Here is a 22,903-nt window from a genome sequence, read left to right as displayed (position 1 = left end):
TCTTTTTAAAATATCTTGTATCGCCTCTTAAAATGAAGTTAAAACTGGCCTCATTATCAAGCAGGTTTAATTGCAAAATTCATGTAAAAGCCCAGATTGAATATGATGACATTAGTAAATTGAACTTCGGAAAAAACGTTTTTATAGGGGCAAATACGGTAATATATTGCACTAATGAAGATAGCCAGCATAAAAACGGTTCAGAAATTATAATTGGCGAAGGCACCTATATTGGCGAAATGAATAACATAAGAGCAGCTGGGGGCTCTATAAAAATTGGTAAAAAGTGTCTTATATCTCAACATGTTAGTATAATAGGCAGTAACCACTCAACTGATAAGGGGCAATATATAATGGATCAGCCCTGGGACATAACCCGATTGGGCGTCACCATTCATGATGATGTTTGGATTGGTTGCGGTGCAAAAATATTACCTGGTGTAACAATAGGTACCGGAGCTGTAATTGCGGCAGGCGCTGTTGTTGTAAAAGATATTGAGGCATATACTTTTAATGGTGGCATACCTGCTAAATTTATTAAAATGAGGGTTTAGTTGTAAATTAATGAGTTTAAAACACGTATTGTATGTATTTGGTTCGTCAAACTATTCTGGAGCCGAAATAGTAATTACCAGGTTAATAGAAAATAACAAACTGGTGGTTCCAATAGTACTTTGCCCTCCAGGACCGTTTTCTGAGTTATTAACGGGTAAAGGAATCAAAGTTATAAATGAAAGGTCGCTCAAAGCTTTAAACAGAGCTAATAAGGAGCGGGGGAGGCTGGCAACGCTATTAATTGTAGCCCTGAATTTTTTAAAAATCAATAGTAGAGTACTGGGCCTTATATGGAAACATAAACTAAAAATCATTCACGCTAATAACTTATCGGCTTCGGTTTATATTTTACCTGTTGTTGTTTTTTTTAAACTCTTTTCATCATCCCGCAAATTTGTTTGGTCAAACCATGATCTTGTATATCCGGATGGAAAGAAGATGGACGACTTAGCCGGCAAATGTGTTAAAAATTTTGATGCAACACTGGCAGTTTCATTAGCCGTGAAAAACAAGTTTGCTACAGATTTGCAGGAAAAAATTCATGTTTTATATAATGGTTTAGATTTGGAGTTGTTTAAAAGCTCACCATCTTTACGTGCTAACTTTAGAGAAGAAATTAAAGCCGGCGAAGAAATTATAATTGCCATAGTAGGTTTAATAATTCCCAGAAAAGGCCATTTGTTGCTCATAAATGTAATAAATGAACTTGCTCAAACACATGGAAATATAAAATTGCTTATTGTTGGCAAGTTTTTGCCGGTTGAACATGAATATGAATTATTGGTAAAAGAACTTGTTGACAGTAAACATATCTTTTTACAGGGGTATAGCGACAACGTAATTGAGCTTTATTCAGGCATTGATATATTGGTAAACGCAAGCTTGCCAGAAATGAGCGAGCCGCTTGGAACAACCATTTATGAAGCCATGGCATTAAATAAAATAGTAGTTGCTTCCAATACCGGTGGCTCTCCCGAAATAGTAACCCACAAAATTAACGGCTTTTTATTTGAGGCAGGAGATAGCCAATCTTTAAAAAATGTACTAACAGAGGTTTTAGATAATTGGGATAACCTTAATGAGGTTAGGCAAAATGCCCGTAAGTTAACCGAGCAAAAATTTAATATTGATAAAATGGTTAAAAACTACAATTCAATATTACAAATAGATTGATAGTTATGGTGGTAATTAATTTGGCTTTTCCTATACTGCTTTGTTTCTTGTCGGTTTACTTAACTAAAAACAAGTACAATGTTTTTCTGATTGCCAATTTAATTTCTTTAGCTACTACTTTTTTGTTTCCTGCTATTGCCGATTTAATTGGCATGGATATTATAAAATCGCCAATTGGCTTAGCGTTCAATGTGGTATCTTTTTTATCATTGTTTGTATTTTATATAATTGGCAGGTATAACGAAGGGAAAAAAGTAGCCATCAGTTATGATATAGCCAAAACCAATTTTTTTAAAAACCTTTATTTGTTCTCGTTATTTATAAACCTGGTTTTTATTGTTTATATGGTAGCCGTTTATGGCTTTTCGGGAACTTTTATAAATTCAAGATTTGTAGTTTACACAGAGAGCAGGGTAGGAACAGGGCAAATTTTTTATGTAGCTGGTACATTTTTCAATATTTTTATCATACTCGGCCTGTTTTATAATAAACGAAAGTGGCTTCATATTTTGTTATCCATTATCTTTGGGTTACCATACGGAAGTAAAGCTAAAATAATAGTGGTATTTATATATTTGCTCATTTACTTATTCATTATTGATGAAAATAAAGAAAAGTACAGGGATAATAAATATCTTGTAATGATCTCAGTGGCGTTACCCGTTATGGTATTTGTGCTGTTTTGGCTTACAACGTTTGATTTAGATAGTATGCAAATCATCGAACTTGCATTGGGCTTTGGCAATGAGTATCAAACAAACTTTAGTATACTGATAAGCCATTTTAACAGTTATTTTTATGAAGGCTATTTGCACGGCAAGATTTTGTTTGAAGAAGCCTTTTATCCTTTTATTCCCCGCGCGTTATGGCCCAATAAACCCTTGTATTTCGGGTCATTATATATCTCTTACCGTGTTTATCCAACTATTACTGAGTTAAATTTAGGAGCTCCATCATTTGGACCATTTGGACAGGCTTATGTTGATTTTGGTTTATTTGGTTTGTTGCAAATAGTTTTTCAGCAATCAATTTTAGGCTTTTTTTTAGGGAAATATGAAGTTCAAACCGAGAAAAGGAAAAATGTAAGATTTTTTTTATTGCTTATTTGTGTAGGTTTTGGTGGTATTTTCGGGCTCGGAGGTGCTACAAATCCATTGGTAATGATGGTTGTTAATTTAATATTTGCAAAATGCCTCATTTTTATGTCTCGCATAATTGTTAAACCATCAGCACAAGTGGCTTACACTAATAATAAAATAGACTAACCCTTTAATTAAAGATAGAAAACATGAATGTGCTTGCAGATGGAAGATGGGCAGGAGATACTGGCATTGGAAGGCTTTACAAAGAAATCATAGATAGAAAGCCAACTTCTGTTCAAATGCAAACTTTAAATCTCGATTTGAAATTGGGGCACCTTTTAAGTCCATGGTATTTGGGAAAAAAAATAAATGAATCTAATGCCGAAATATTTTATTCGCCTTCATTTATGCCACCATGGCAATCTAAAATCCCTTTTGTTATCACAATTCATGATCTAAATCATTTATACTATTATACGCTTTTCCATAAAATATACTTGAAGCATCTGATTGCAAATTTAGCCGGTAAATCAAAAAAAATTATTACCGTTTCAAATTACACCAAAAACGAAATGGTTGAGGTGTTAAAAATTGATCCGAATAAAATTGAAGTTATTTACAATGGCATCGATTCGTCATTTGCATCGAATAAGGAAATTTATTCATTAAACAGGCCTTATTTTTTATATGTAGGCAATAGGCGCAAATACAAAAATATTTTGCGAATGCTGCAAGGTTTCAGTAAAGCAAAAATAAGCAAAGAATATCTTTTTGTATTATCTGGCGATATTGACGATCAATTGAAGAAGGTAATTGAATCATTAGGCTTGCAGAATAGGGTGAAGTTTTTGGGTTTTATAAAAGAAGAACAATTGCCATCGATATATAAAGGAGCATATGCATTATTATTTGTTTCATTAATGGAAGGTTTTGGTTTGCCAGTTATTGAGTCAATGGCATCAGGTACTCCTGTGATTACTTCCAATATAACATCTATGCCCGAAATTGCGGGCGCAGATGCGCTGCTCGTTAATCCAATTGAAATAGACAGCATAGCAAACGCGATAGAACAATTAGTTAATGATAAAAAATTACACCATGAACTCTCCAAAACAGGCCGTAAACGAGCCCAACAATTCAACTGGAATATTACAGCTAAAAAGACATGGGATACCATTATGTATTGATAAAGTTTTTTATTATTAATAGAACCGGTTTTTAAGAATTAAATCTGCAATTGTTTTTCTGATCGTCTTTTTTAATTTATATATTATTAGTCGGATGTAACGATCAGATAAAGTGCGATTTAGGAATTGTTATTGTCGTATTAACGCAATAGTCCGGATGAAAATAAGCCCGATACGTTATAAAGCTTATTAAAACCGCAATACATAAACTGCTTTTTATATTGAAACTGTTCTATGAATAACAATTATATTTGGCAAATTTATGAAACTCGATTTTAAAATCGCCTTATTAATTCCTGCCCTTAATGCGGGCGAAGCGTGGCTTCAAACGCTCAATAGTATAGAGGGACAGCTGTTTGAAATAAAAAAAAAAATCATCATTGACTCAGGTTCAACAGACGATACCATTTCTTTAGCTAAGCAATTCGGGTTCGAAGTTGTTAGTATAAACAAAAAACAATTTAATCATGGTAAAACCCGTCAACAACTTGCCGATTTAGCAAACGGGGTTGATATTTGTGTTTTTTTAACCCAGGACGCCATTCTTGCTTCGCCGGAAAGTGTTAAAAATATCGTCGAAGCTTTTGATGATCCTAATGTGGGGATGGCCTATGGCAGACAACTCCCACATAAAAATGCAAAACCCTTAGAAACACATGCCCGCTTGTTCAATTATTCTGATAAATCGGTAGTAAACTCGATTGACGACGTGGATGAATTGGGTTTTAAAATAACATTTTGCTCTAATTCTTTTGCTGCTTATCGTTACAGCGCGCTAATGGAAGTTGGTGGTTTCCCTTCAGATTCTATAATGGGCGAGGACGCAATAGTAGCCGCCAAAATGCTACAAGCGGGTTATAAAAAAGCTTATGTGGCTGATGCCCAGGTTTATCATTCACATAGTTACACTGTTGTTGAGGAGTTTAAACGCTATTTTGATACAAGGGTGTTTCACGAGCAAAATAAATGGATAATTGAAACTTACGGCAAACCCACTGGCGCAGGCATCAAGTTTATGATGTCGGAGCTTAAATATGTTTTAAAAAACAATCCCCAAAGTATCTTCAAATCTGTATCATCATTAGGTGCCAAATGGTTTGGCTATAAAAGTGCCGGCTTTTATAAAAAAATGTCTCCGTGGTTGCTAAAAAAGCTATCCATGCATGGATTTTATTGGAAATAGATAGCCCAAAATTAAAACTGTGAGTTTTTTTATTTTATCTAAAACCCTTTTGTGAACAAATTGTTATTTTACTAAAACGAAATTGTTTATATGGTTTTTGGATAGTTCAAAACAGGGTTAAAGGGTACTTTTACCAGGTACCTGATAATAATATAAGTTTTAGAAAAAAAATAATTTTATAAGGGTTGTAGCGTTAATGGACTATTATGCGTAATGGTAATAAATAGTGGAGTTTGTTATCACTATTTATATTGTTAGTGCGTTTTATTAATTAAAATTACTACATTTGCATCACCTTATCTATGAATATACGCTACTCTAAGTTGCTCCCAGTTTTCACTTTTATAAGTGATTTGCTAATATTAAATATCGCCCTGCAATGTGCTCATTCACTTGTGTTTAGATATTTTTCTGATGAGATAAGTTCCGTTAATTTTATCCTTTTAGTTAATATGGCATGGGTTTCTATTGCCTCACTAACTAAAAACTACGTGATTCACAGGCCGTTGGTATTAGGTAATACCGTGAATAAGTTTTTGACTTCATTAATATACCACTTGTTAACGGTACTTGGAATAGTATATTTTTTTAAGCTATACGAAGTAAGCCGTTGGGAAATGTTTTTTACCTACGGCATGTTTTTGGTGTTCATTGTTTTACAAAGGGCTACCATCTTTTTTTTACTTGATTACATTCGTAAAAAGGGCTATAACCGTAAGCATATTCTTTTAATTGGTAATAAATTAATTGCAGATAAATTAATCAGATCGTTTTCACGCCATCCGGAATATGGATACTATTTTATTGATTTGATCACTGAAGAAATGATCGAGCAACTTTCTGACGAGTTATTGCTGGAAAAGTTGTTTGACAGAAATGCAGACGAAATATTCATTTGTTATAAAAATATGCAATTGCCTTTGCTTCAAAAGGTGGTTGACCTTGGCGATCAACACAAGGTTAAAATCAAATTAGTATCTGATTTATTTTTGAGTAACAATTACGCCAGTGTTATCAATTACGATAATTTGCCCGTAATACAGCTCACGTCAAACCCAGAGCTTAGCCTTAAAATTATTTTGTTTAAAAGGGTTTTTGATGTTGCATTTTCTTCCCTGGTAATGATAACAGGGGCGCCGGTTTTTTTACTGTTAATTATTGCAACCAAGTTAAGCTCAAAAGGTCCGGTGTTTTATCGCCAGGAGCGGGTTGGAAAAGATAGGAAGATATTTAACATCTATAAATTCCGCAGCATGTACGTTAATTCAGAAGCAGCGGGACCACAATTGTCAAGCGAGAACGATCCGCGTATTACCAAATGGGGGAGAATTATCCGTAAATCAAGGCTGGATGAGTTGCCACAGTTTTGGAATGTTTTGATAGGCGAAATGTCTATAGTTGGCCCAAGGCCCGAGCGTCAGTTCTTTATTGAGCAGCTGTTAGAAAAATCGCCTAATTATAAAAAACTATTAACCCTTAAACCGGGCCTTACTTCAATTGGGCAGGTAAATTATGGTTATGCAGAAAATGTTGATCAAATGCTAAACCGTGTGCGGTATGATTTACTTTATCTGAACAATATCTCCTTCAATAGCGAAATGAACATCATTTTAAAAACCATACAGGTTATGGTTCAGCTTAAGGGCAAATAACACAGGCATCTATCATCTACCTATATCAATACAACAAAAAAGGCGCTGTAAAGCGCCTTTTTTGTTCGTGGAAAATGACGAGTTTATTTATGTGGAGTTATAAAATCAGGTCTATGTGAAGTATGAATGGTCGACAGAGATGTGTCTTTCGATTTGAAATCCCCAGACTCTAATTGGCTATGATAACAGGATTTAAACCACAATGTCATACCTGCTTCGGCCCTCAGAAGTTTGGTATTCATAACGGAGGGAACATGTTGTGTGGGGTGCTGAAACGAGTTCAGCATGACTCCGTTTTTAATATGTCGTAAATGGTAGAACGACGACGGAATCACCAATTTATAGGGACGGTTTGGATTCAACGTTGTGCATCTCTACCGCTACTGCAAGGCTCTGCCTTGTGGTCATATGTTAGGTGTGCGGTTATATCAACAACGTTCAAAATGTGCTGATGCTACATTTTTACCAACAGAAAAGGCGCCGTGAAGCGCCTTTTCTGTTGGTAGTCTTAATCAATGCAATTCTTCAATAATAAATCACATTTTCCTGGGTGTGAGCACTAATTTTTTTCACATCAGTGGCGGCGGCTAAACCTTGTAGCCAAATAGTGTTAATGGTGTTTGCTCTGAATGAAGCATCGGTAAGGGTGTATAATACTGTTGTTGTACCCGCCTTGCGAACTTCATACGTGTTGGTATTACTGCCGGTTGTAACAGGTGTAAACAGCGAGTAGTGTTTGTAGGCGATGTTGGATGCTAACACTGCTCCGCCTTTAATGGCCAGATCCGCGGCTCCGGCATCGGGGCTAAGGTTTACAAAGCGAACCGCGAATTTACCTACGGCAGGCTGGCTAACGGAGTCGGCAATTATCAACAAATCGGGCGTACTAACCTGGTTGGCTAAAAAAACAGAATAAAGTTTGTTGGCTTTAAGCGTTACAGTATCTGATTTGATGGCCTGCCTGCTTGCGCCAACATAAAAAGATATAGTTCTTTTGCCCGTATAGGCCCTGATGTAATCCTGGCTTTCTCCACTTTTAATTGAAAAATTGTTGCCCCTGTTTTGATCAAGGAAAAAATCAACCGGTTGCGCATCTGGCGAAGCATTAATAGCCGATACAAGCGCTACCGGCGGTGCAACGTAATAATTGTTATGATCTTTAACGCACGAGGTTAACAAGCCACCCAGCAAACACACCATCCCGATCATGCCTGCCCCTTTAGTAAATAATTTTCTCATAGTTTGTAAGTATATCTAATAGCCTTTACGCTAACCGGCGGTTAAACGCTACTACTAATAGTATAATTTGTATGAAATAAGCAGAGCTTAAAGGTGTGATTGGTACACAACCGGAGATGTTTTTTTTCAAAGAAATTGAAAAAAATTATTTTATTGCTGTTTTTGATTGTTATTTGCTGTAATACAGTATGTTATGTTTTTGTTATTGTGGTTGCTAAAACGTTATAAAAGCGTTTTTATTGCCCCTACAACACCACTACTTTAATTTAATGTTAGGATTTGCCGAAATTTACTCTTTATATTTATAAACCAATTATAAACAGTTAAGAGTGTACAAGGAAATTAACAGCAGTTATATTCAGCAATTGATTGCAGGCGATGAAGCCGCGTTTGATGCAATTTATGAGGCATACTGTAGTAAAGTTTACCGTTTGGCTTACAGGTTTTTAAAGGATGGTGAGCAAAGTGAGGAAATTGTGCAGGAGTGTTTTATAAGCCTTTGGACGGGGCGCGAAAAGTTAAATGCCGATGGTAATATTTGGCTGTACCTGTATGTGATAGCCAAAAGGCTTTCGCTAAACGCGTTAAGAAAAATTAGTCAATCGCGCCAGCTTACCGAAAAACTTATATTTCATATAACCACTACCCACAACGATACCGAAGAAGATATATTGGTACATGACCTGGAGCAATTTGCCGAACAAATTATTTGTAAACTCCCTAAACAACAGCAGCTTATCTTTAGGTTGAGCAGAACAGAGCACCTTAGCCACAAGGAAATTGCCGAACAGCTGCATATATCGCCAAATACTGTAAAAAACCATATGGTAGAAGCGCTCAAAACCCTCAAAGCGCAGCTACAGTATTCTGATTTAATTTATTTGGCTCCCCTGTTTTTCTTCTTTTAAATTCTCGTTTTTTAATTTCTGCTGGCGTGTATCACCCTTAATTTGTCGCTATTATCCCTGCTGAAAACTAAATTTAGTTTTTAGGTTTGTATTATTAATCAGATAATTAGTAAACACACCCCAAAAATGATACTTCAAAACAAAAACGCGGTTATTTATGGCGCGGGCGGCTCTTTAGGTGGGGCAGTAGCCAAAGCCTTCGCGGCTGCAGGCGCGCGGGTGTTTTTAACTGGTCGTAACGTTCAATCAGTTCAGGTGGTGGCACAGGAAATTATCGCGTCGGGAGGACAGGTAGAAATAACTCAGGTAGATGGCTTTAATGAACAGGAAATAAAAAAACACCTGCAAAAGGTTATTGAAATGGCAGGGGCCGTAGATATATCTTTTAACGCGGTTGGCGTTGATGTGGTGCAAGGTATCCCATTGATTGATTTACCTATGAATGATTTTGTAACCCCGGTTACCGCAACCCTGCAAACCCGGTTTTTAACTGCTGTAGCTGCCGCGCAGATAATGAAGCAACAGGGATCTGGTGTTATATTGTCACTTACCGCAACGCCAGGAGGTATAGCTTATCCCTTTACGGGAGGTTTTGCTGCAGCTTGCAACGCGGTTGAAAGTTTTACAGCTAATTTGGCGTCTGAAATGGGCATTTATGGCGTGCGTGCTGTTAATATCCGTTCAGGCGGCTCGCCCGATTCCCGGGTATTCAAAGAAGCTATTGACAATAACCCCGATGTAATGGCCGGTGTACTTCAAAAAATGCAAAATGATACCATGTTAAAAAAACTCCCCCTTATGGTTGATGTTGCTAACCTGGCCGTATTCCTGGCCTCAGATTTTGCCGGTAAAATCACCGGCGTTACAGTTGATGTTACCGGGGGGACCACAGTGGGGTTGAATTATAGGGCGGAGTAGGATTGAAATCTAACCAAATTGATATCTTAAATAATTGGATTGCTGCTTCAATTAAAATCAAATAGTATTACTATTTGATAAAAAACTCATCAGAAAGTAATACCAAAATACGCACCTTTTATTGTTGCAGTAATTCCGCCATTATGCCAGGCAGAGAGATGGCTGTAATGTTTTCTCCCATCCTGAATTTATCCTGCCCGGCGTAAACAACGAAACGCTTATCAGGCTTAATATCCTGGCAGGCTATATAAAACCCTTTTGAAAGCACAGGCGCGGAATTTCGTTTAATTTCTATTGCCCATTTTTCTTTGACCGAAAATTCAAGAATCAGGTCAACTTCAGCTCCGTTAGATGTTCGATAATAATAAGGGATTACCCGCTCTGGTGCAGCCGATAATATATTTTCAATTACAAATCCTTCCCAACTACCTCCTGTCACTGGGTGACCGAGCAAGTCGTTATAGTTTTGCAGGTTAAGCAAAGCATGAGTTATTCCACTATCCCGCACATATACTTTTGGGCTTTTTACCAATCGTTTGCCTGCATTTTGTGACCAGGGTTGCAACCGCCGTACCAATAATAAATCAACCATTAAGTCCAGGTATCTACTTATAGTGGTAGCACTTACTTCCAGGCTTTTTGCAATTTGTGAAGCGTTGAATATTCCTCCTTGAATGTGTGCCAGCATAGTCCAAAAACGCTCCAGCGTAACCGCCGGTATACGCGGACCCAATAGTGGGATATCTCTTTCAAGATAGGTTCTGATAAAATCGCGCCGCCAGGCTAAACTGTTCCTGTCATTACCAGCCAACAGGCTTTCGGGGAAGCCGCCTCTAAGCCAAAGCTGATTTAGCCTTTCAGGTGTATTAGCTTCAAACTCCAAAGCGTCGATACCCTGTAATTCCAGGTAGGCAATCCTGCCTGCCAGTGATTCGCTGGATTGTTTCAGTAAATCCATAGACGCTGAGCCCAGGAATAAAAATTGTCCGTATTTATGGCCTCTTCTGCGTTCCCTGTCAATAATGCCGCGAAGGGATGCGAATATTTCAGGCACTCGTTGAACTTCATCAAGAATTATCAGGCTATTGCGATTTTCGGAGTGGAAAGCACTAACATCGCTTATCTTTTGAAGGTCAAGCCTGTCTTCCAGATCAAGATAGACAGCGGGTTTGGCATCGTTGATATTTAAGGCAATGGTTGTTTTTCCCACTTGGCGCGGTCCCATTAAGGCTACCGATGCACTTCTGCCAAGTGCGTCCTCAACTAATTTTTCTATTCTTCTTGCAATCATCCATGTAAATATAATACTAAATGTTTAATTTGCATGGATTGTTGAAATTAAAAGGTAGATGATCTTGTAAGAAAATAGCTTCTAATTGAATTTTGAAGCATCTTCCATTAAAACTATTGGAATTAACTTAATGTAATTACACAAAATAAAAATATTTTCAATCCGGGTAGTCCTACCACCGTGCTTGTGTGTTCTATACATAATTAGCCCCTTCCGGGTACCTGTTATAAACCAATTGTATGAACCAAAACAAGCTAAAGTATTTACTGCAGCAATATTTTGATGGCACCATCAGCGGCGATGATTGCGAAGAGCTGTTGAGCTATCTGAAAGATAACCCTGAAAAAGTATCTGGTGTTGTTGACGAAAAATTATTGAAGCTTGATGAAGGACCCGAGATGAACCCCATGCAGGCCCGCAATGTGCTTGATCATATTAAAGCCGATCCAAGGTTTGTTGAATCTAAAACTGTAAAACCTAAAACCAGGTTGCTGGGTTTATTCATCAGCATAGCGAAAGCGGCTGCGATAATTACCGTTTTTAGCACTGTAGGTTTTTACTTCATCCAAAAAAATAAAACTTCGCGAAATCAAAACCAGGCTGCGGTAGTAAAATCGTCAAAAATTTTACCGGGCGGTAATAAAGCTATTTTAACCCTGGCCAATGGAAAAACCATAGTGTTAGATAATAAAGCCAACGGCATGCTTGCCAAAGCCGGTAAGGTAGAGGTAAGCAAAGTGGCCGATGGGAAATTAACTTACAATACCCAGGCTACAGGCGTTACAGCCAAAGTTATTGATAACGCGTTGGTGTACAATACGCTCTCAACCCCGCGCGGTGGCCAGTACCAGGTGGTATTGCCCGATGGTACGCAGGTATGGTTAAATTCGGCATCATCATTAAGCTACCCTGTAGAATTTTCTGGTAACGAGCGCCGTGTAAAACTTACCGGCGAAGCCTACTTTGAGGTGGCTAAAAATAAAGACAAGCCTTTTTATGTAACCAGCAACAATACTCAAATAAGAGTGCTGGGTACACATTTTAATATTTCGGCCTATAGTGATGATCAGGAACTGACCACTACCTTGTTGGAAGGGTCGGTAGAGATGAGTAAAAATAATACTCAGCTTGTTTTAAAACCGGGATGGCAGGCCATGGTAAGTAATGATGCTGATGCTAAACAGATTCGTGTAGCACAGGCAAACATTAAGGAGGTGATGGCCTGGAAAAACGGCTATTTTATATTTAACGACGATAATATAGCCACCATTATGAAAAAGGTTTCCCGCTGGTACGATGTGGATGTAGAGTTGAAGGGAAGTTTTGCCAATCAAAACTTTGGCGGCACTTTTTACCGCTCAAAAGGCATTGGTGAGCTTTTGAAAAACCTTGAAAAAATTGGGAAAGTGCACTTTAAAGTTTCAGGAAGGAGGGTTACTGTTATGGAATAGTTTTACATCTCCTCTTATTCAATACCAGTAATTATCTGCATAAAAAAAGAAAACCAGGAGCGTTTCGGACCGCCCCTGGCTTCAAGCCGCTGTGCAGCTTAGTCAGATAATGAAATTAATTGCAGCGAATACAACCACTTTATTAATAAACTGACATTCAAATGTATAAAAATTTTACTGCATTTACTTGCGGCAAACTACGTGGGCGCCTATACAAAACTGTGCTTATTATGAAGCTAATTCTTATTTTGCTAACGGCAACTTTTTTACAGGTATCTGCTGCTACTTACGCGCAAAAGGTAACCTTAAAAGTTAAACAAGCTACTTTAAAAGAAGTTTTTGAAGAAATACGTACGCAAACCAGCTACGATTTTCTTTACAATTCTGACGATATAAAGCTGGCTAAACCCGTTACGGTAGATTTAAGCAACGTTAGCATAAACCAGGCTATGGATGCCTTGCTGGGGAAACAACCCCTAACTTATTCTATTGAGGATAAAACCATACTCATCCAAAAAAAATCAACCAATCAAAACAACACCAACGCGCCACCTAAAAAAATTACAGGTAAGGTAACCGATAAACTGGGTTTGCCTGTACCGGGCGTAACGGTAAAGGAAAAGGGCGGAAAATCAATAGCGGTAACCGGTACCGACGGTACTTATGCCATTAATGTATCTGATGCCAACACCACACTGGTATTCACTTTTATTGGTTTTACTACCAAAGAAGTGGCGCTTACCGGCAGTTCGGAATTGAACGTAATATTAGAAGATACCCAACAAGGCTTAAACGAGGTTATTGTTGTGGGTTATGGTACGCAAAAAAAGGAATCAATTACTGGCGCTATTTCTACCATTGGTACTAAAGATTTAACCCAATCGCCGGTGGCTAACCTTAGTAATGCTTTAGCCGGCCGTTTATCGGGTTTAACAGCTATTCAAACATCGGGCAAGCCAGGTGATGATAACTCAACCTTATATGTACGTGGTATTGGTACTTACACCGGCCAAACAGCGCCATTGATTATGGTTGATGGTATTGTGCGCGATAGCTATAATGATATTGATGCCAACGAGGTAGAAAGTATCAGTATTTTGAAAGATGCATCGGCTACTGCGGTTTACGGTGTGCGTGGTGCAAACGGTGTAATCTTAATTACTACTAAACGTGGTAAAGAGGGTGCGCCAAAAGTGAGCGCTACAGCACAGACTGCTATTTCTGAGTTTTCGCGGATGCCTAATTTTGTTAACTCGTACCAGTATGCTTCATTGCTTAATGAACAGAGTTATGAAAATTACTGGATTCAGCATTCTAAAGATGCCGATATTACTACCTGGAATGATTTCGCGCAAAAACGTGATGCCAACTGGATTAAAGAAGCTACCATTTATTACTCGCCCGAGGATTTAAAATATTACCAAAACGCGCATACGCCAACTCTAAACGGTCAGCCAAATCCTTACTATGATCCATACGGACACCCGGACCAGGATTGGAAAAAACAGATCTTTAAAAAGTTTGCGCCTCAAACCCAATATAACGCCAACATTACCGGCGGTACCGAATCTGTAAAGTACTTTGTTTCATTAGGATACCTTACTCAGGGTGGCTTGTTCAATACATCGTACATGCCTTTTTCTGATGAGATGCAGTTTAAAAAGAAACGCTACAATCTGAGGAGCAACCTCGATTTTGATGTAAATAAAAACTTCAGGATTTCGGTTGATGTGGGTACGCAGTTTGTAACCATTACCGGTATGGATAACGATGGTTATACCTGGCAAAAAAGAATCCTGTGGTCATCGCCATTAGGTTCGCCGGGTATGATTGATGGCAAATTTGTGGTTCCGTTTAGTAACCAGAACGATCAGCTTAACCCGCTGTATGCCATCGCGAGCAGCAATAACTATAATATCACCAATAACAGTACTTTAAACTCGGCCATCAGGTTGAGCCACAAGTTAGATTTTATTACCGAAGGTTTATCTGTAAACGCCAAAGGCGCTTATGATAGCTTTTTTAGCAGCCGTACAGGTGGTGGCTATAAGCCATTATTGTACGGTGTAAGGCCCAACCCTAACGGTAACAAGCTTGATCCTATCCTGGTACAGTTAAATGACGATACCCCGCCGCAACGCTGGAGCGATTGGAACAATGGTAAATGGCGCAAGGTTTATGGCGAGTTCTCTATCAACTATAACCACACCTTTGATAAAAAACATGCGGTAACAGGTTTATTGCTGTACAATGCCGAGAAGAAATACGATCCAACTTTAGCCTATGATCTTCCGCACGCTTATATGGGTGTGGCAGGCAGGGTAACCTACGCTTATGATAACCGGTATTTTGTTGAATATAACATGGGTTATAACGGATCTGAAAACTTTCCCGAAGGCAAACGTTTTGGTTTTTTACCTGCTTACTCGGCAGGCTGGATAGCCAGTAACGAATCTTTTTTCCCTAAAAACGATTACGTTACTTATTTAAAAGTACGCGGTAGTTTGGGTAAAGTAGGTAATGATAACATTGGTGGTGCCCGCTATTTGTACCTGCCCGATACCTGGCAGTACGGACAGGGTTACAACAACGGTGGTGGTTACACTTTTGGAACGCTTAATGATCGTAACACCATACAAGGTGCTTATGAAAGTGTAATTGGTAACCCCAACGTAACCTGGGAAACTGCTACCAAATCAAACATTGGTTTAGAAGCTCATTTGTTTGGCGATAGGGTAACCGTGGTGTACGATCATTACAACGAACATCGTATCAACATCCTATCTTACAAAGGTACTGTACCTGCCATTGTACAAGCTACCTTGCCGCCTTATAACCTGGGTGAGGTTAAAAACTGGGGTAACGAGCTGGAACTTACTTACAACAGCACTCCGGGCAAATTTACCTGGTGGATAAAAGGCAATGCTTCAACCAACAAAAACAAAATCATTTTTCAGGACGAAGCCATTGTACCGGGTTTAGAGTACCAGGCTGCAACCGGCCGCCCAATTAATCAGCCGTTAATGTTACAAGCCGAGGGTTTATATACTTCATGGTCGCAGTTGTATAAAACAGATGCTAATGGTAATCCAATATTATCAAGCCCTGTACTGGCGCTTAACAAGGCAGGCAAGCCTTACACCAATGCGGCGGGTAATCCTGTATACCAAAAAGATTTGGGTTACGCGGGCGCTGCATTGCAACCAGGTGAGGTTAGATTGCAGGATGTTAACGAAGATGGTGTCATTAACGAGAAAGATTATATCCGCACCGGTAAAACCGATATCCCTGAGCTTAGCTACGGTTTATCTTTCGGCTTTAACTACAAGGGTTTTGACTTTTCGGCCTTGCTACAAGGTGTAGCCGGTGTAGCCAAATTTGCTAATAGCACCATACACTTTAACAAACAGCAATCACTTTTTGAGGTGGATGAAAACAGGTTTACCCAGGAGCGCTATGATGCCGGCGAACGGATTGATTTCCCTATTGCGGCATACAACCAGGCGGCTACCTATAATACATTTTTCCTGAAAAACACATCGTACACGCGGTTAAAAAATATGGAAATAGGGTATACCCTTAAGCCAACATTTTTAAAGAAGATAGGTATCCGGTCGGCACGTTTTTATGTGAACGGAACAAATCTGTACACATGGTCGCCAAACAAAATCTGGGGCGATCCCGAGAATTTGGGCTACGTGGGCTATCCGCTTACCAAAACCTACAATATTGGCTTAAATGTTAATTTTTAATCAATCAGGAGAAGAAATTATGAAAAGAAAAAATATAATTATACTGCTTTTAGCTTGCTTAGCCGGTGGTATATTTTCACCGGGCTGTAAAAAAAGTTTTCTTGAAAAACCAAAGGGCGGCGCGGTAACGGTTGATACAATTTTCCATACCAAAAACCAGGCGCAATATGCCGTGGCACAAATGTACATGCTGTGCATAAGGGGTTATTTCCCTGAAACTTATGACGGTTGTCGTCCCGAGGCTATTACAGATCAGTTGTACATTATTCACCCTGCTTATGACTGGGCTTCAAACACCATTGGTACCGGTACCTACATTACCGGTAATATGAGTGCCAATAATACCTGTGATTATGGTTTTGGTGCCGATAATGGTCCCGGTTTTGGCTGGCATTACAAAGGCATTCGCCAGGCCAACCTAGTGTTAAAAAACATCAATATGGTTACCGATGCCGATAACGCCTGGAAACAGGATGTTAAAGGGCAGGCTTTATTTTGCCGTGCTATGCAGCACTACGAACTGTTTAGATATTATGGTGGCGTACCCATTGTAAACAAACCTTTGGATGGTACCGGTAAAATATCTGTACCACGCAGTTCGGTACAATCTGTTGTAGATAGTGTAGTGAAATGGTGCGATCTGGCTGCAAGCTTATTGCCTGCTACCCGTCCATCTGCCGATTATGGCCGTATTACCAAACTGGCCGCATTAGCCTTAAAATCGCGCATTTTGTTATATGCTGCAAGCCCGCTTTATAATACCCCTGCAAGTTTAAAATCAGAAGTAGCCGGTGCCCGTTATGGCGATGGCCGCGATACGGTGCTGGCTTATCCAAGCTATGATCCTGAGCGTTGGAACAAAGCTGCCAAAGCCGCTAAAGATGTAATTGACGCTGCCGGTGCATCAGGAGCATCGTTGTACAATACCGGCAAACCTTTAACAACCGGCGAAACATACGCTACCATTGGCGATTATGAATCTGTTTGGAACGTGTTTGCCAACCAGGAGCTGATATTGGTAAACACCTCAAACCAGGTGCCAAGCGGTAACGCCTGGGGCGATGGATCTGCATGGGGCCAGTACCTGTCATCAAAATTACGTTTGGCACAATGGGGTGTAAAAAATAACGTGCCTATTGAGTTTATGCAACAGTACGAAAAACGCGACGGTACCAAATGGACGCTGCCCGCAAGCGGCAGCGATTTGCCAACAGATATACAGGCGCTTAACCTCGATCCTCGTTTTTATCAAACCATCGCTTACGATGGCATGTATTATAGCGCTCAACGTGGCATACTGGCCTATTACAAAAAAGGTGATTATGCTACCGATGGTAATTTGGCCAGCAGTGATGCCGGTGTGGATGGTTACGCTATGGAAACCTACAAATTTGTTGCCCGCATTGATAACATGAGCGATAATCACTTTGCCTGGCCGGTATTCCGCCTGGCTGAGTTTTATCTGAATTATGCCGAAGCCATGAACGAGTATGCTGGTCCAAGCGGACAGGCTACCGATTACCTTAACCTGATAAGGAAAAGAGCCGGTATGCCAGAGAAGCACCTTACCGACGCTAACGCTTTCAGAGACGCGGTACAAAACGAAGAAACTATTGAGTTTGCCTATGAAGGCCACAGGTATAATGATCTTAATCGTTGGTTAAAAGCCAAATCTGTATTGAACGGAACCTTGCATGGCATTGTAACAACAGCCAGGAATGTTGGCGGTACTTTAAAACGTACCTGGGCAACTACATCTTTTGTTACACGCACGTTCCCTGCAAGGTACTATTACGTTCCCTTCCCTAATGATGAAGTGAGCAAGCGTTACCTGGGTAATGCTAAGGGCTGGGATGGACAAAATCCGGGATGGTAATTGGTTTTTAAACATTTTAATTAATGAAAACAATGAAAAAAGAATATATAAAGCTTTTTGCCTGGATTTTTACGTTCGGTAGTGTTTCAGCTGCTTCAGCGCAAACTACCAACGTTACCTCGGCAGATTCTGCAAAAATCAATAAAACTAAACCTGCAACAGTTGATTACGGACTGCGTACCGAGCAGTTATGGAAAAGCACCGGAGCTGTTTATACACTTAAAGGCGAAGAGTTAACCCATATGGTAACCGGTAACCTGTTAAATACCTTGCAGGGCCGTATCCCCGGTTTAACGGTAGTAACAGGCTCGGGCGAACCAGGATATGATAACCCAACCCTTTACGTACGTGGCCAAAGCAGCTGGAATATTGCAGGTAACCAGGTAATAATTTATTTAGATGGTTTCCAGGTTGATATGAGCGCCATAGCCTCGTTGTCGCCTTATGAAATTGAATCGGTTACGTTATTGAAAGATGCCGCTGCTACCGCCATTTATGGTTTACAGGGCGGTGCGGGCGTATTGAGCATCCGTACCAAAAAAGGAGCTAATTTGCCGCGTACGCAAATAACCGTTAACGGCAGGTATGGTATTTTAAGCGCGGTGCAGTTGCCAACCGCCATGAATGCCTATGATTATACCCGTTTATATAACCAGGCATTGCAAAATGACGGCTTGCCAATCAAATACACCAATCCGGATTTGTACAAGGCCAGCAATGATCCTTTTCACCCAAATGTGAACTGGTATGATGAGGTATTAAAAAAGAACTCCACCATACAGGATTATAACTTCTCGTTCCGTGGCGGTAATGATATGGCCAAATATTTTGTGGCCATGAATTATACCGATTTTGAAGGTTTATACAAAAATGCCAACGCCATTGATAAGGACTTTGGTACCAACGCGCGTTACAATAAAATTAACCTGCGTGCCAATGTGGAATTGCAGCTGAGCAAAAGCCTATCTGTAGAGGCCAACATCACCGGTATTACCGAAGATAAAAACACGCCGGCCGGTTTCACTGCCACATCGTTATTCAACGGTCTTTTGAATATACCTGCTGCTGCCTTCCCGGTTAAAAACCCTAACGGTACATGGGGGAACAGCTCTGTATATAATTTTAACCCGGTTGAGTATTTGCAGCAGTTTGGTGTTTACAATTCGCATACCCGTAACCTGCAAACCAATTTTGGTTTTGTTGAAAAACTGGATGCCATTACGCCAGGCTTGGCATTTAACGGATCATTATCGTTCAGTAACCAATATATCGGTACTTATCAAAAGTTATTCTCGGTGCCATCTTATGAAATTGTTAAAGATGCCAATGACCAGCCGACAAAAGACGCGAATGGTAATATTGTTTACAAAACTATAGGCGCTGTAGGGCAGGCAATAGTGGATGGAGGCAATGTACACTGGAACCGCAATTCGGTTAAGCTTGGGTTTGATTATAACCGCAGCTTTGGCAAAAGCACCTTCACTGGTATGCTGTTAGCGCAAAGACAAGGTTACAGCCACGATGGTTTGGTTTACCAGGTGCGTACCCAGGGCTTATCGGGCAACGTGACTTATGACTATAGCCAGAAATATATTGTAAACCTGTCTGGAGCCTACAACGGATCGGCAGATTACGCTCCAGGACACCGTTACGGATTTTTCCCATCGGTAGGTTTGGGTTGGATAGCATCTAAAGAAGATTTTCTGAAAGATAATACCGCCATCAACTTTTTAAAGGTTAGGGCATCATACGGTACAACCGGTAATATCAACGAGGCGTTCCGCTTTTTAAATGAACAGTACGCGGTAGGAGCCAATGGCTATATTGTAGGGACCGCCAACAGCTATAAAAACGGAATGACCGAAGGCGCGTTTGCCAATCTTAACTCATCATGGGAAAAGAAAACTACCCTGAATATCGGTGTTGATCTTACCCTTTGGAAAAACCTGCAGGCAACTGTTGATGTGTTTACCGAAAAACGTACCGGCATTCTTGAAATTCCATCTGCCAATGTACCTGCTTTTACCGGTTTTAACTTGCAATATGCCAACACCGGCGAAGTGAAGAACAAAGGCTTTGAGGCATCGCTTAATTACAATAACAACGTTGGTAGTTTCCAGTATAATTTAGGCGGATCTGCCGCTTTCGCCCGTAATAAGGTGATTCAGCAATCAGAAAACGCGCAGCCTTATGCTTACCTGTACAATACAGGCTACCGCCTTGGGCAAATGAAAGGCCTGGTATTTAAAGGTTATTATCAGCAATCGGATTTTGATGCCAATGGTAATTTAAAAGCAGGAGTACCATCATCTTCATACGCTAACGTTAAACCCGGCGATTTAAAATTTGCAGATCAGGACGGTAACGGCATCATTAATGATTATGACAAAGTGCCTTTAGGTTACGCGAAATTGCCCGAGATCACTTTAGGTTTCAACTTGGGCTTCAAATACATGGGCTTTGATTTTGCTGCCTATGGCGAGGGTGTTTTGCACCGTACCGTGAGTTTGCTTGATGATGCCTACATCTACACGCATCCGTTTGTAAATAATAACAACATTACACCTTTCTCTGCAAACGCCTGGACACCTGCTACCGCAAACACAGCTACCGCGCCGCGTTTATCAACCCAAAGCAACGCCAACAATGATCAGCAGTCTGATTTTTGGCTGCGCAATGGTAATTTCTTCAAGCTGCGCAGTGTAGAACTGGGTTACACGTTGCCACGTGTTGGTTTTTTAAAGAAGCTTGACGCGGTAAGAGTATTTGCAAATGGTACCAACCTTATTATCTGGGATAAAATAGATAACCTGGAGGCCGAGCGCTTATCCATGGGATATCCTTTAATGAAAGTGGTGGCCTTTGGCTTAAAAGTGAAATTGTAGTAGTAAATAATAGTAATTACGAAGACATGAAAAGAAATTATTATATAACAGCAGCCTTGGTAATGAGTGCTTTATTGTACTCCTGTAAAAAGGACTACCTGGATGTTAAAACGATAAAGGCCGATATTACCGTAGATAAACTGTATGCCAATTATACCTATGTGCAACAGGTGGTTTGGAACACGTACAGTTATTTACCGGATGGGTTTGCCAACCTCGACCTGGAATCGGCAACAGATAATGCCGAGGCTACCAATGTGAGCGATAAAGCGCAGGCTTTTAACTATGGCACCTGGAGTCAATACACCAATCCCGATGATGCCTGGGCCTATAACTTTAATGGCATCAGGCAGGCTAATGAATACCTCCAAAATAAGGATAAGGTTGATATCAGCTACATTAAAGGAAAGATCACCTCAACAGATTCAACCACTTATTTTAATGCCCGCAACAACGTAAAATTTATGCAGGGCGAAGTACTGTTTCTGAAAGCGTTTTTCTACATGGAATTGGTAAAACGCTACGGCGGCGTGCCCATATTGGAGCAACCGCTTGATTACAGTAACACAGCCAGCTGGAATAACATTCAAAGAAACTCGGTAGATGAATGTATTAAATATATAGCCACGCTGTGCGATCAAGCAGCTGCCATAATACCTGCCGATCTTTCGCCATATTCATGGTATGATGATGGCAGGGTTACGCAGGGTGCTATCAAAGCCCTAAAGGCAAGGGCGTTGTTGTATGGCGCAAGTCCGTTGTTTAAAGATGCCGGTTCAACTACTACCTGGGCGCAGGCCGCCAAGGCATCGTACGATGTGATGGCCTTAAACAAGTATTCGCTTGATGGCAGTTATTCAAATCTCTTTGGCTCAAACAATACCTCATCAAAAGAATATATTTTTTACCGCCGTTATGGCGCTATCAATTATGTGGAGTATAACAACTTTCCTATCGCGTTTCAAAACAGCAATGGCAACAGCATTACGCCGACAGAAAACTTTGTGAACGACTATGAAGTAGTAACGGCAGGTACAGCGGTTCCGTTTGATTGGAATAACCCAACTCACGCGGCAGCTCCATACAGTAACCGCGACCCGCGTTTTGCAGCTACGGTAGTTTATAACGGCTCCTCATTTAAAGGTAGTGTAACACAAACTTACACCGGCGGTAGCAGCGGTTTGCCAAAGCAAAACGCAACTAAAACCGGCTATTACCTGTCAAAATGGGTTAACCAATCTGTCGATTTAACTAATGCTACTACGGCCAACCATGCCTGGGGATATTTCAGGTACGGCGAGACCTTGTTAAACTTTGCCGAGGCCATGTTTAATGCCTACGGTGCTGATGCTGACCCGGAAGGTTATGGTACCACTGCCCTAAAAGCCATCAATTTGGTTAGGCAGCGTGCAGGCATGCCGGCCATAACAGCCGCCCAGGTAAACCAGGCCCGTATTGAGCATGAGCGCAATGTGGAGCTTAGTTTTGAAAACCAGCGCCTTTGGGATGTACGTCGCTGGAAAAAGGGGGCGACTTACTTTAACGGGTCTGTTAACCGTATCGAGATCACCAACAATGGTGCTACCAATACCTATGCCGTTAAAAAGTTAGAGGATAGGGTGTTTTCAACTAAAATGAACTGGTACCCTATACCGCAAAGCGAAATTTCAAAAACACACTGGACACAAAACCCCGGCTGGTAAAAATAACAGGTTCATCGCGCCATATCTTGGTGCGATGAACCTTCATGA

At 40.2% G+C, this 22,903-nt stretch carries 15 protein-coding genes; 13 read left to right on the top strand and 2 right to left on the bottom strand.

All coding sequences use genetic code 11. The features are described 5' to 3' along the window. Positions 1–119 precede the first annotated feature (119 nt). The 6 genes from QWZ17_RS18265 (at position 120) to QWZ17_RS18240 (ending at position 6,832) form a co-directional block, all read left to right on the top strand. Positions 120–554 carry an acyltransferase gene (locus QWZ17_RS18265; RefSeq protein ID WP_290306733.1) on the top strand — a complete coding sequence of 145 codons (435 nt, stop codon included), beginning with the start codon at positions 120–122 and terminating at the stop codon, positions 552–554. 10 nt (positions 555–564) lie between these two features. Further along, positions 565–1,728, top strand: coding sequence for a glycosyltransferase family 4 protein (locus QWZ17_RS18260; protein ID WP_290306732.1), 1,164 nt, complete (start codon positions 565–567; stop codon positions 1,726–1,728). A 344-nt stretch (positions 1,729–2,072) separates the two neighbouring features. Beyond that, positions 2,073–2,993, top strand: coding sequence for a hypothetical protein (locus tag QWZ17_RS18255; RefSeq protein WP_290306731.1), 921 nt, complete (start codon positions 2,073–2,075; stop codon positions 2,991–2,993). Positions 2,994–3,016: 23 nt separating this feature from the next. Continuing rightward, entirely contained in the window at positions 3,017–3,997 is a 981-nt protein-coding gene (locus QWZ17_RS18250; RefSeq protein WP_290306730.1) for a glycosyltransferase family 4 protein, read from the top strand. 262 nt (positions 3,998–4,259) lie between these two features. Further along, positions 4,260–5,180 (top strand): glycosyltransferase family 2 protein, encoded by a 921-nt coding sequence (locus tag QWZ17_RS18245; protein WP_290306729.1) that lies wholly within the window; start codon positions 4,260–4,262, stop codon positions 5,178–5,180. Between the two features lie 302 nt (positions 5,181–5,482). After that, positions 5,483–6,832 (top strand): sugar transferase, encoded by a 1,350-nt coding sequence (locus QWZ17_RS18240; protein WP_290306728.1) that lies wholly within the window; start codon positions 5,483–5,485, stop codon positions 6,830–6,832. Positions 6,833–7,357: 525 nt separating this feature from the next. On the opposite strand, the gene QWZ17_RS18235 is transcribed toward QWZ17_RS18240, so the two are convergent. Beyond that, positions 7,358–8,071, bottom strand: a complete 714-nt coding sequence (locus tag QWZ17_RS18235) for a DUF4397 domain-containing protein (RefSeq protein ID WP_290306727.1) — start codon at positions 8,069–8,071, stop codon at positions 7,358–7,360. A gap of 329 nt (positions 8,072–8,400) precedes the next feature. On the opposite strand from QWZ17_RS18235, the gene QWZ17_RS18230 reads away from it, so the two are divergent. Next, entirely contained in the window at positions 8,401–8,979 is a 579-nt protein-coding gene (locus QWZ17_RS18230; RefSeq protein ID WP_290306726.1) for an RNA polymerase sigma factor, read from the top strand. Between the two features lie 126 nt (positions 8,980–9,105). After that, positions 9,106–9,897 carry an SDR family NAD(P)-dependent oxidoreductase gene (locus tag QWZ17_RS18225; RefSeq protein WP_290306725.1) on the top strand — a complete coding sequence of 264 codons (792 nt, stop codon included), beginning with the start codon at positions 9,106–9,108 and terminating at the stop codon, positions 9,895–9,897. A 118-nt stretch (positions 9,898–10,015) separates the two neighbouring features. Here QWZ17_RS18225 and QWZ17_RS18220 read toward each other — a convergent pair whose 3' ends face one another. Next, complete coding sequence (locus tag QWZ17_RS18220) at positions 10,016–11,188, bottom strand: ATP-binding protein (protein ID WP_290306724.1); 1,173 nt, start codon at positions 11,186–11,188, stop codon at positions 10,016–10,018. Positions 11,189–11,427: 239 nt separating this feature from the next. Between QWZ17_RS18220 and QWZ17_RS18215 the strand changes: the two genes are divergently transcribed. From QWZ17_RS18215 to QWZ17_RS18195, 5 genes are all read left to right on the top strand, one after another. Beyond that, a complete protein-coding gene (locus QWZ17_RS18215) occupies positions 11,428–12,639 on the top strand; it encodes a FecR family protein (RefSeq protein ID WP_290306723.1) in 1,212 nt (403 codons plus the stop codon). A 230-nt stretch (positions 12,640–12,869) separates the two neighbouring features. Then, entirely contained in the window at positions 12,870–16,391 is a 3,522-nt protein-coding gene (locus QWZ17_RS18210; RefSeq protein ID WP_290306722.1) for a TonB-dependent receptor, read from the top strand. A gap of 19 nt (positions 16,392–16,410) precedes the next feature. Next, entirely contained in the window at positions 16,411–18,267 is a 1,857-nt protein-coding gene (locus QWZ17_RS18205) for a RagB/SusD family nutrient uptake outer membrane protein (protein WP_290306721.1), read from the top strand. Between the two features lie 23 nt (positions 18,268–18,290). Further along, on the top strand, positions 18,291–21,152 hold the full coding sequence (locus QWZ17_RS18200) for a SusC/RagA family TonB-linked outer membrane protein (protein ID WP_290306720.1): 2,862 nt from the start codon (positions 18,291–18,293) through the stop codon (positions 21,150–21,152). Positions 21,153–21,178: 26 nt separating this feature from the next. Further along, the gene (locus tag QWZ17_RS18195) at positions 21,179–22,855 is read left to right on the top strand and encodes a RagB/SusD family nutrient uptake outer membrane protein (protein WP_290306719.1); all 1,677 of its coding nucleotides are present in this window, start codon (positions 21,179–21,181) and stop codon (positions 22,853–22,855) included. The last annotated feature ends 48 nt before the right edge of the window (positions 22,856–22,903 follow it).

Origin of the sequence: Mucilaginibacter flavus, assembly GCF_030409315.1 — a bacterium.
Taxonomy (GTDB): domain Bacteria; phylum Bacteroidota; class Bacteroidia; order Sphingobacteriales; family Sphingobacteriaceae; genus Mucilaginibacter; species Mucilaginibacter flavus.
The sequence above is the reverse complement of the archived record's forward strand: the minus strand, read 5'-3'. Positions and strand labels throughout refer to the sequence as shown.

Coding starts and splice junctions, on each gene's coding strand:
- QWZ17_RS18260 (WP_290306732.1), top strand. CDS start 565: ATGAGTTTAAAACACGTATTGTATGTATTTGGTTCGTCAAACTATTCT.
- QWZ17_RS18255 (WP_290306731.1), top strand. CDS start 2,073: ATGGTAGCCGTTTATGGCTTTTCGGGAACTTTTATAAATTCAAGATTT.
- QWZ17_RS18250 (WP_290306730.1), top strand. CDS start 3,017: ATGAATGTGCTTGCAGATGGAAGATGGGCAGGAGATACTGGCATTGGA.
- QWZ17_RS18245 (WP_290306729.1), top strand. CDS start 4,260: ATGAAACTCGATTTTAAAATCGCCTTATTAATTCCTGCCCTTAATGCG.
- QWZ17_RS18240 (WP_290306728.1), top strand. CDS start 5,483: ATGAATATACGCTACTCTAAGTTGCTCCCAGTTTTCACTTTTATAAGT.
- QWZ17_RS18235 (WP_290306727.1), bottom strand. CDS start 8,071: ATGAGAAAATTATTTACTAAAGGGGCAGGCATGATCGGGATGGTGTGT.
- QWZ17_RS18225 (WP_290306725.1), top strand. CDS start 9,106: ATGATACTTCAAAACAAAAACGCGGTTATTTATGGCGCGGGCGGCTCT.
- QWZ17_RS18220 (WP_290306724.1), bottom strand. CDS start 11,188: ATGATTGCAAGAAGAATAGAAAAATTAGTTGAGGACGCACTTGGCAGA.
- QWZ17_RS18215 (WP_290306723.1), top strand. CDS start 11,428: ATGAACCAAAACAAGCTAAAGTATTTACTGCAGCAATATTTTGATGGC.
- QWZ17_RS18210 (WP_290306722.1), top strand. CDS start 12,870: ATGAAGCTAATTCTTATTTTGCTAACGGCAACTTTTTTACAGGTATCT.
- QWZ17_RS18205 (WP_290306721.1), top strand. CDS start 16,411: ATGAAAAGAAAAAATATAATTATACTGCTTTTAGCTTGCTTAGCCGGT.
- QWZ17_RS18200 (WP_290306720.1), top strand. CDS start 18,291: ATGAAAACAATGAAAAAAGAATATATAAAGCTTTTTGCCTGGATTTTT.
- QWZ17_RS18195 (WP_290306719.1), top strand. CDS start 21,179: ATGAAAAGAAATTATTATATAACAGCAGCCTTGGTAATGAGTGCTTTA.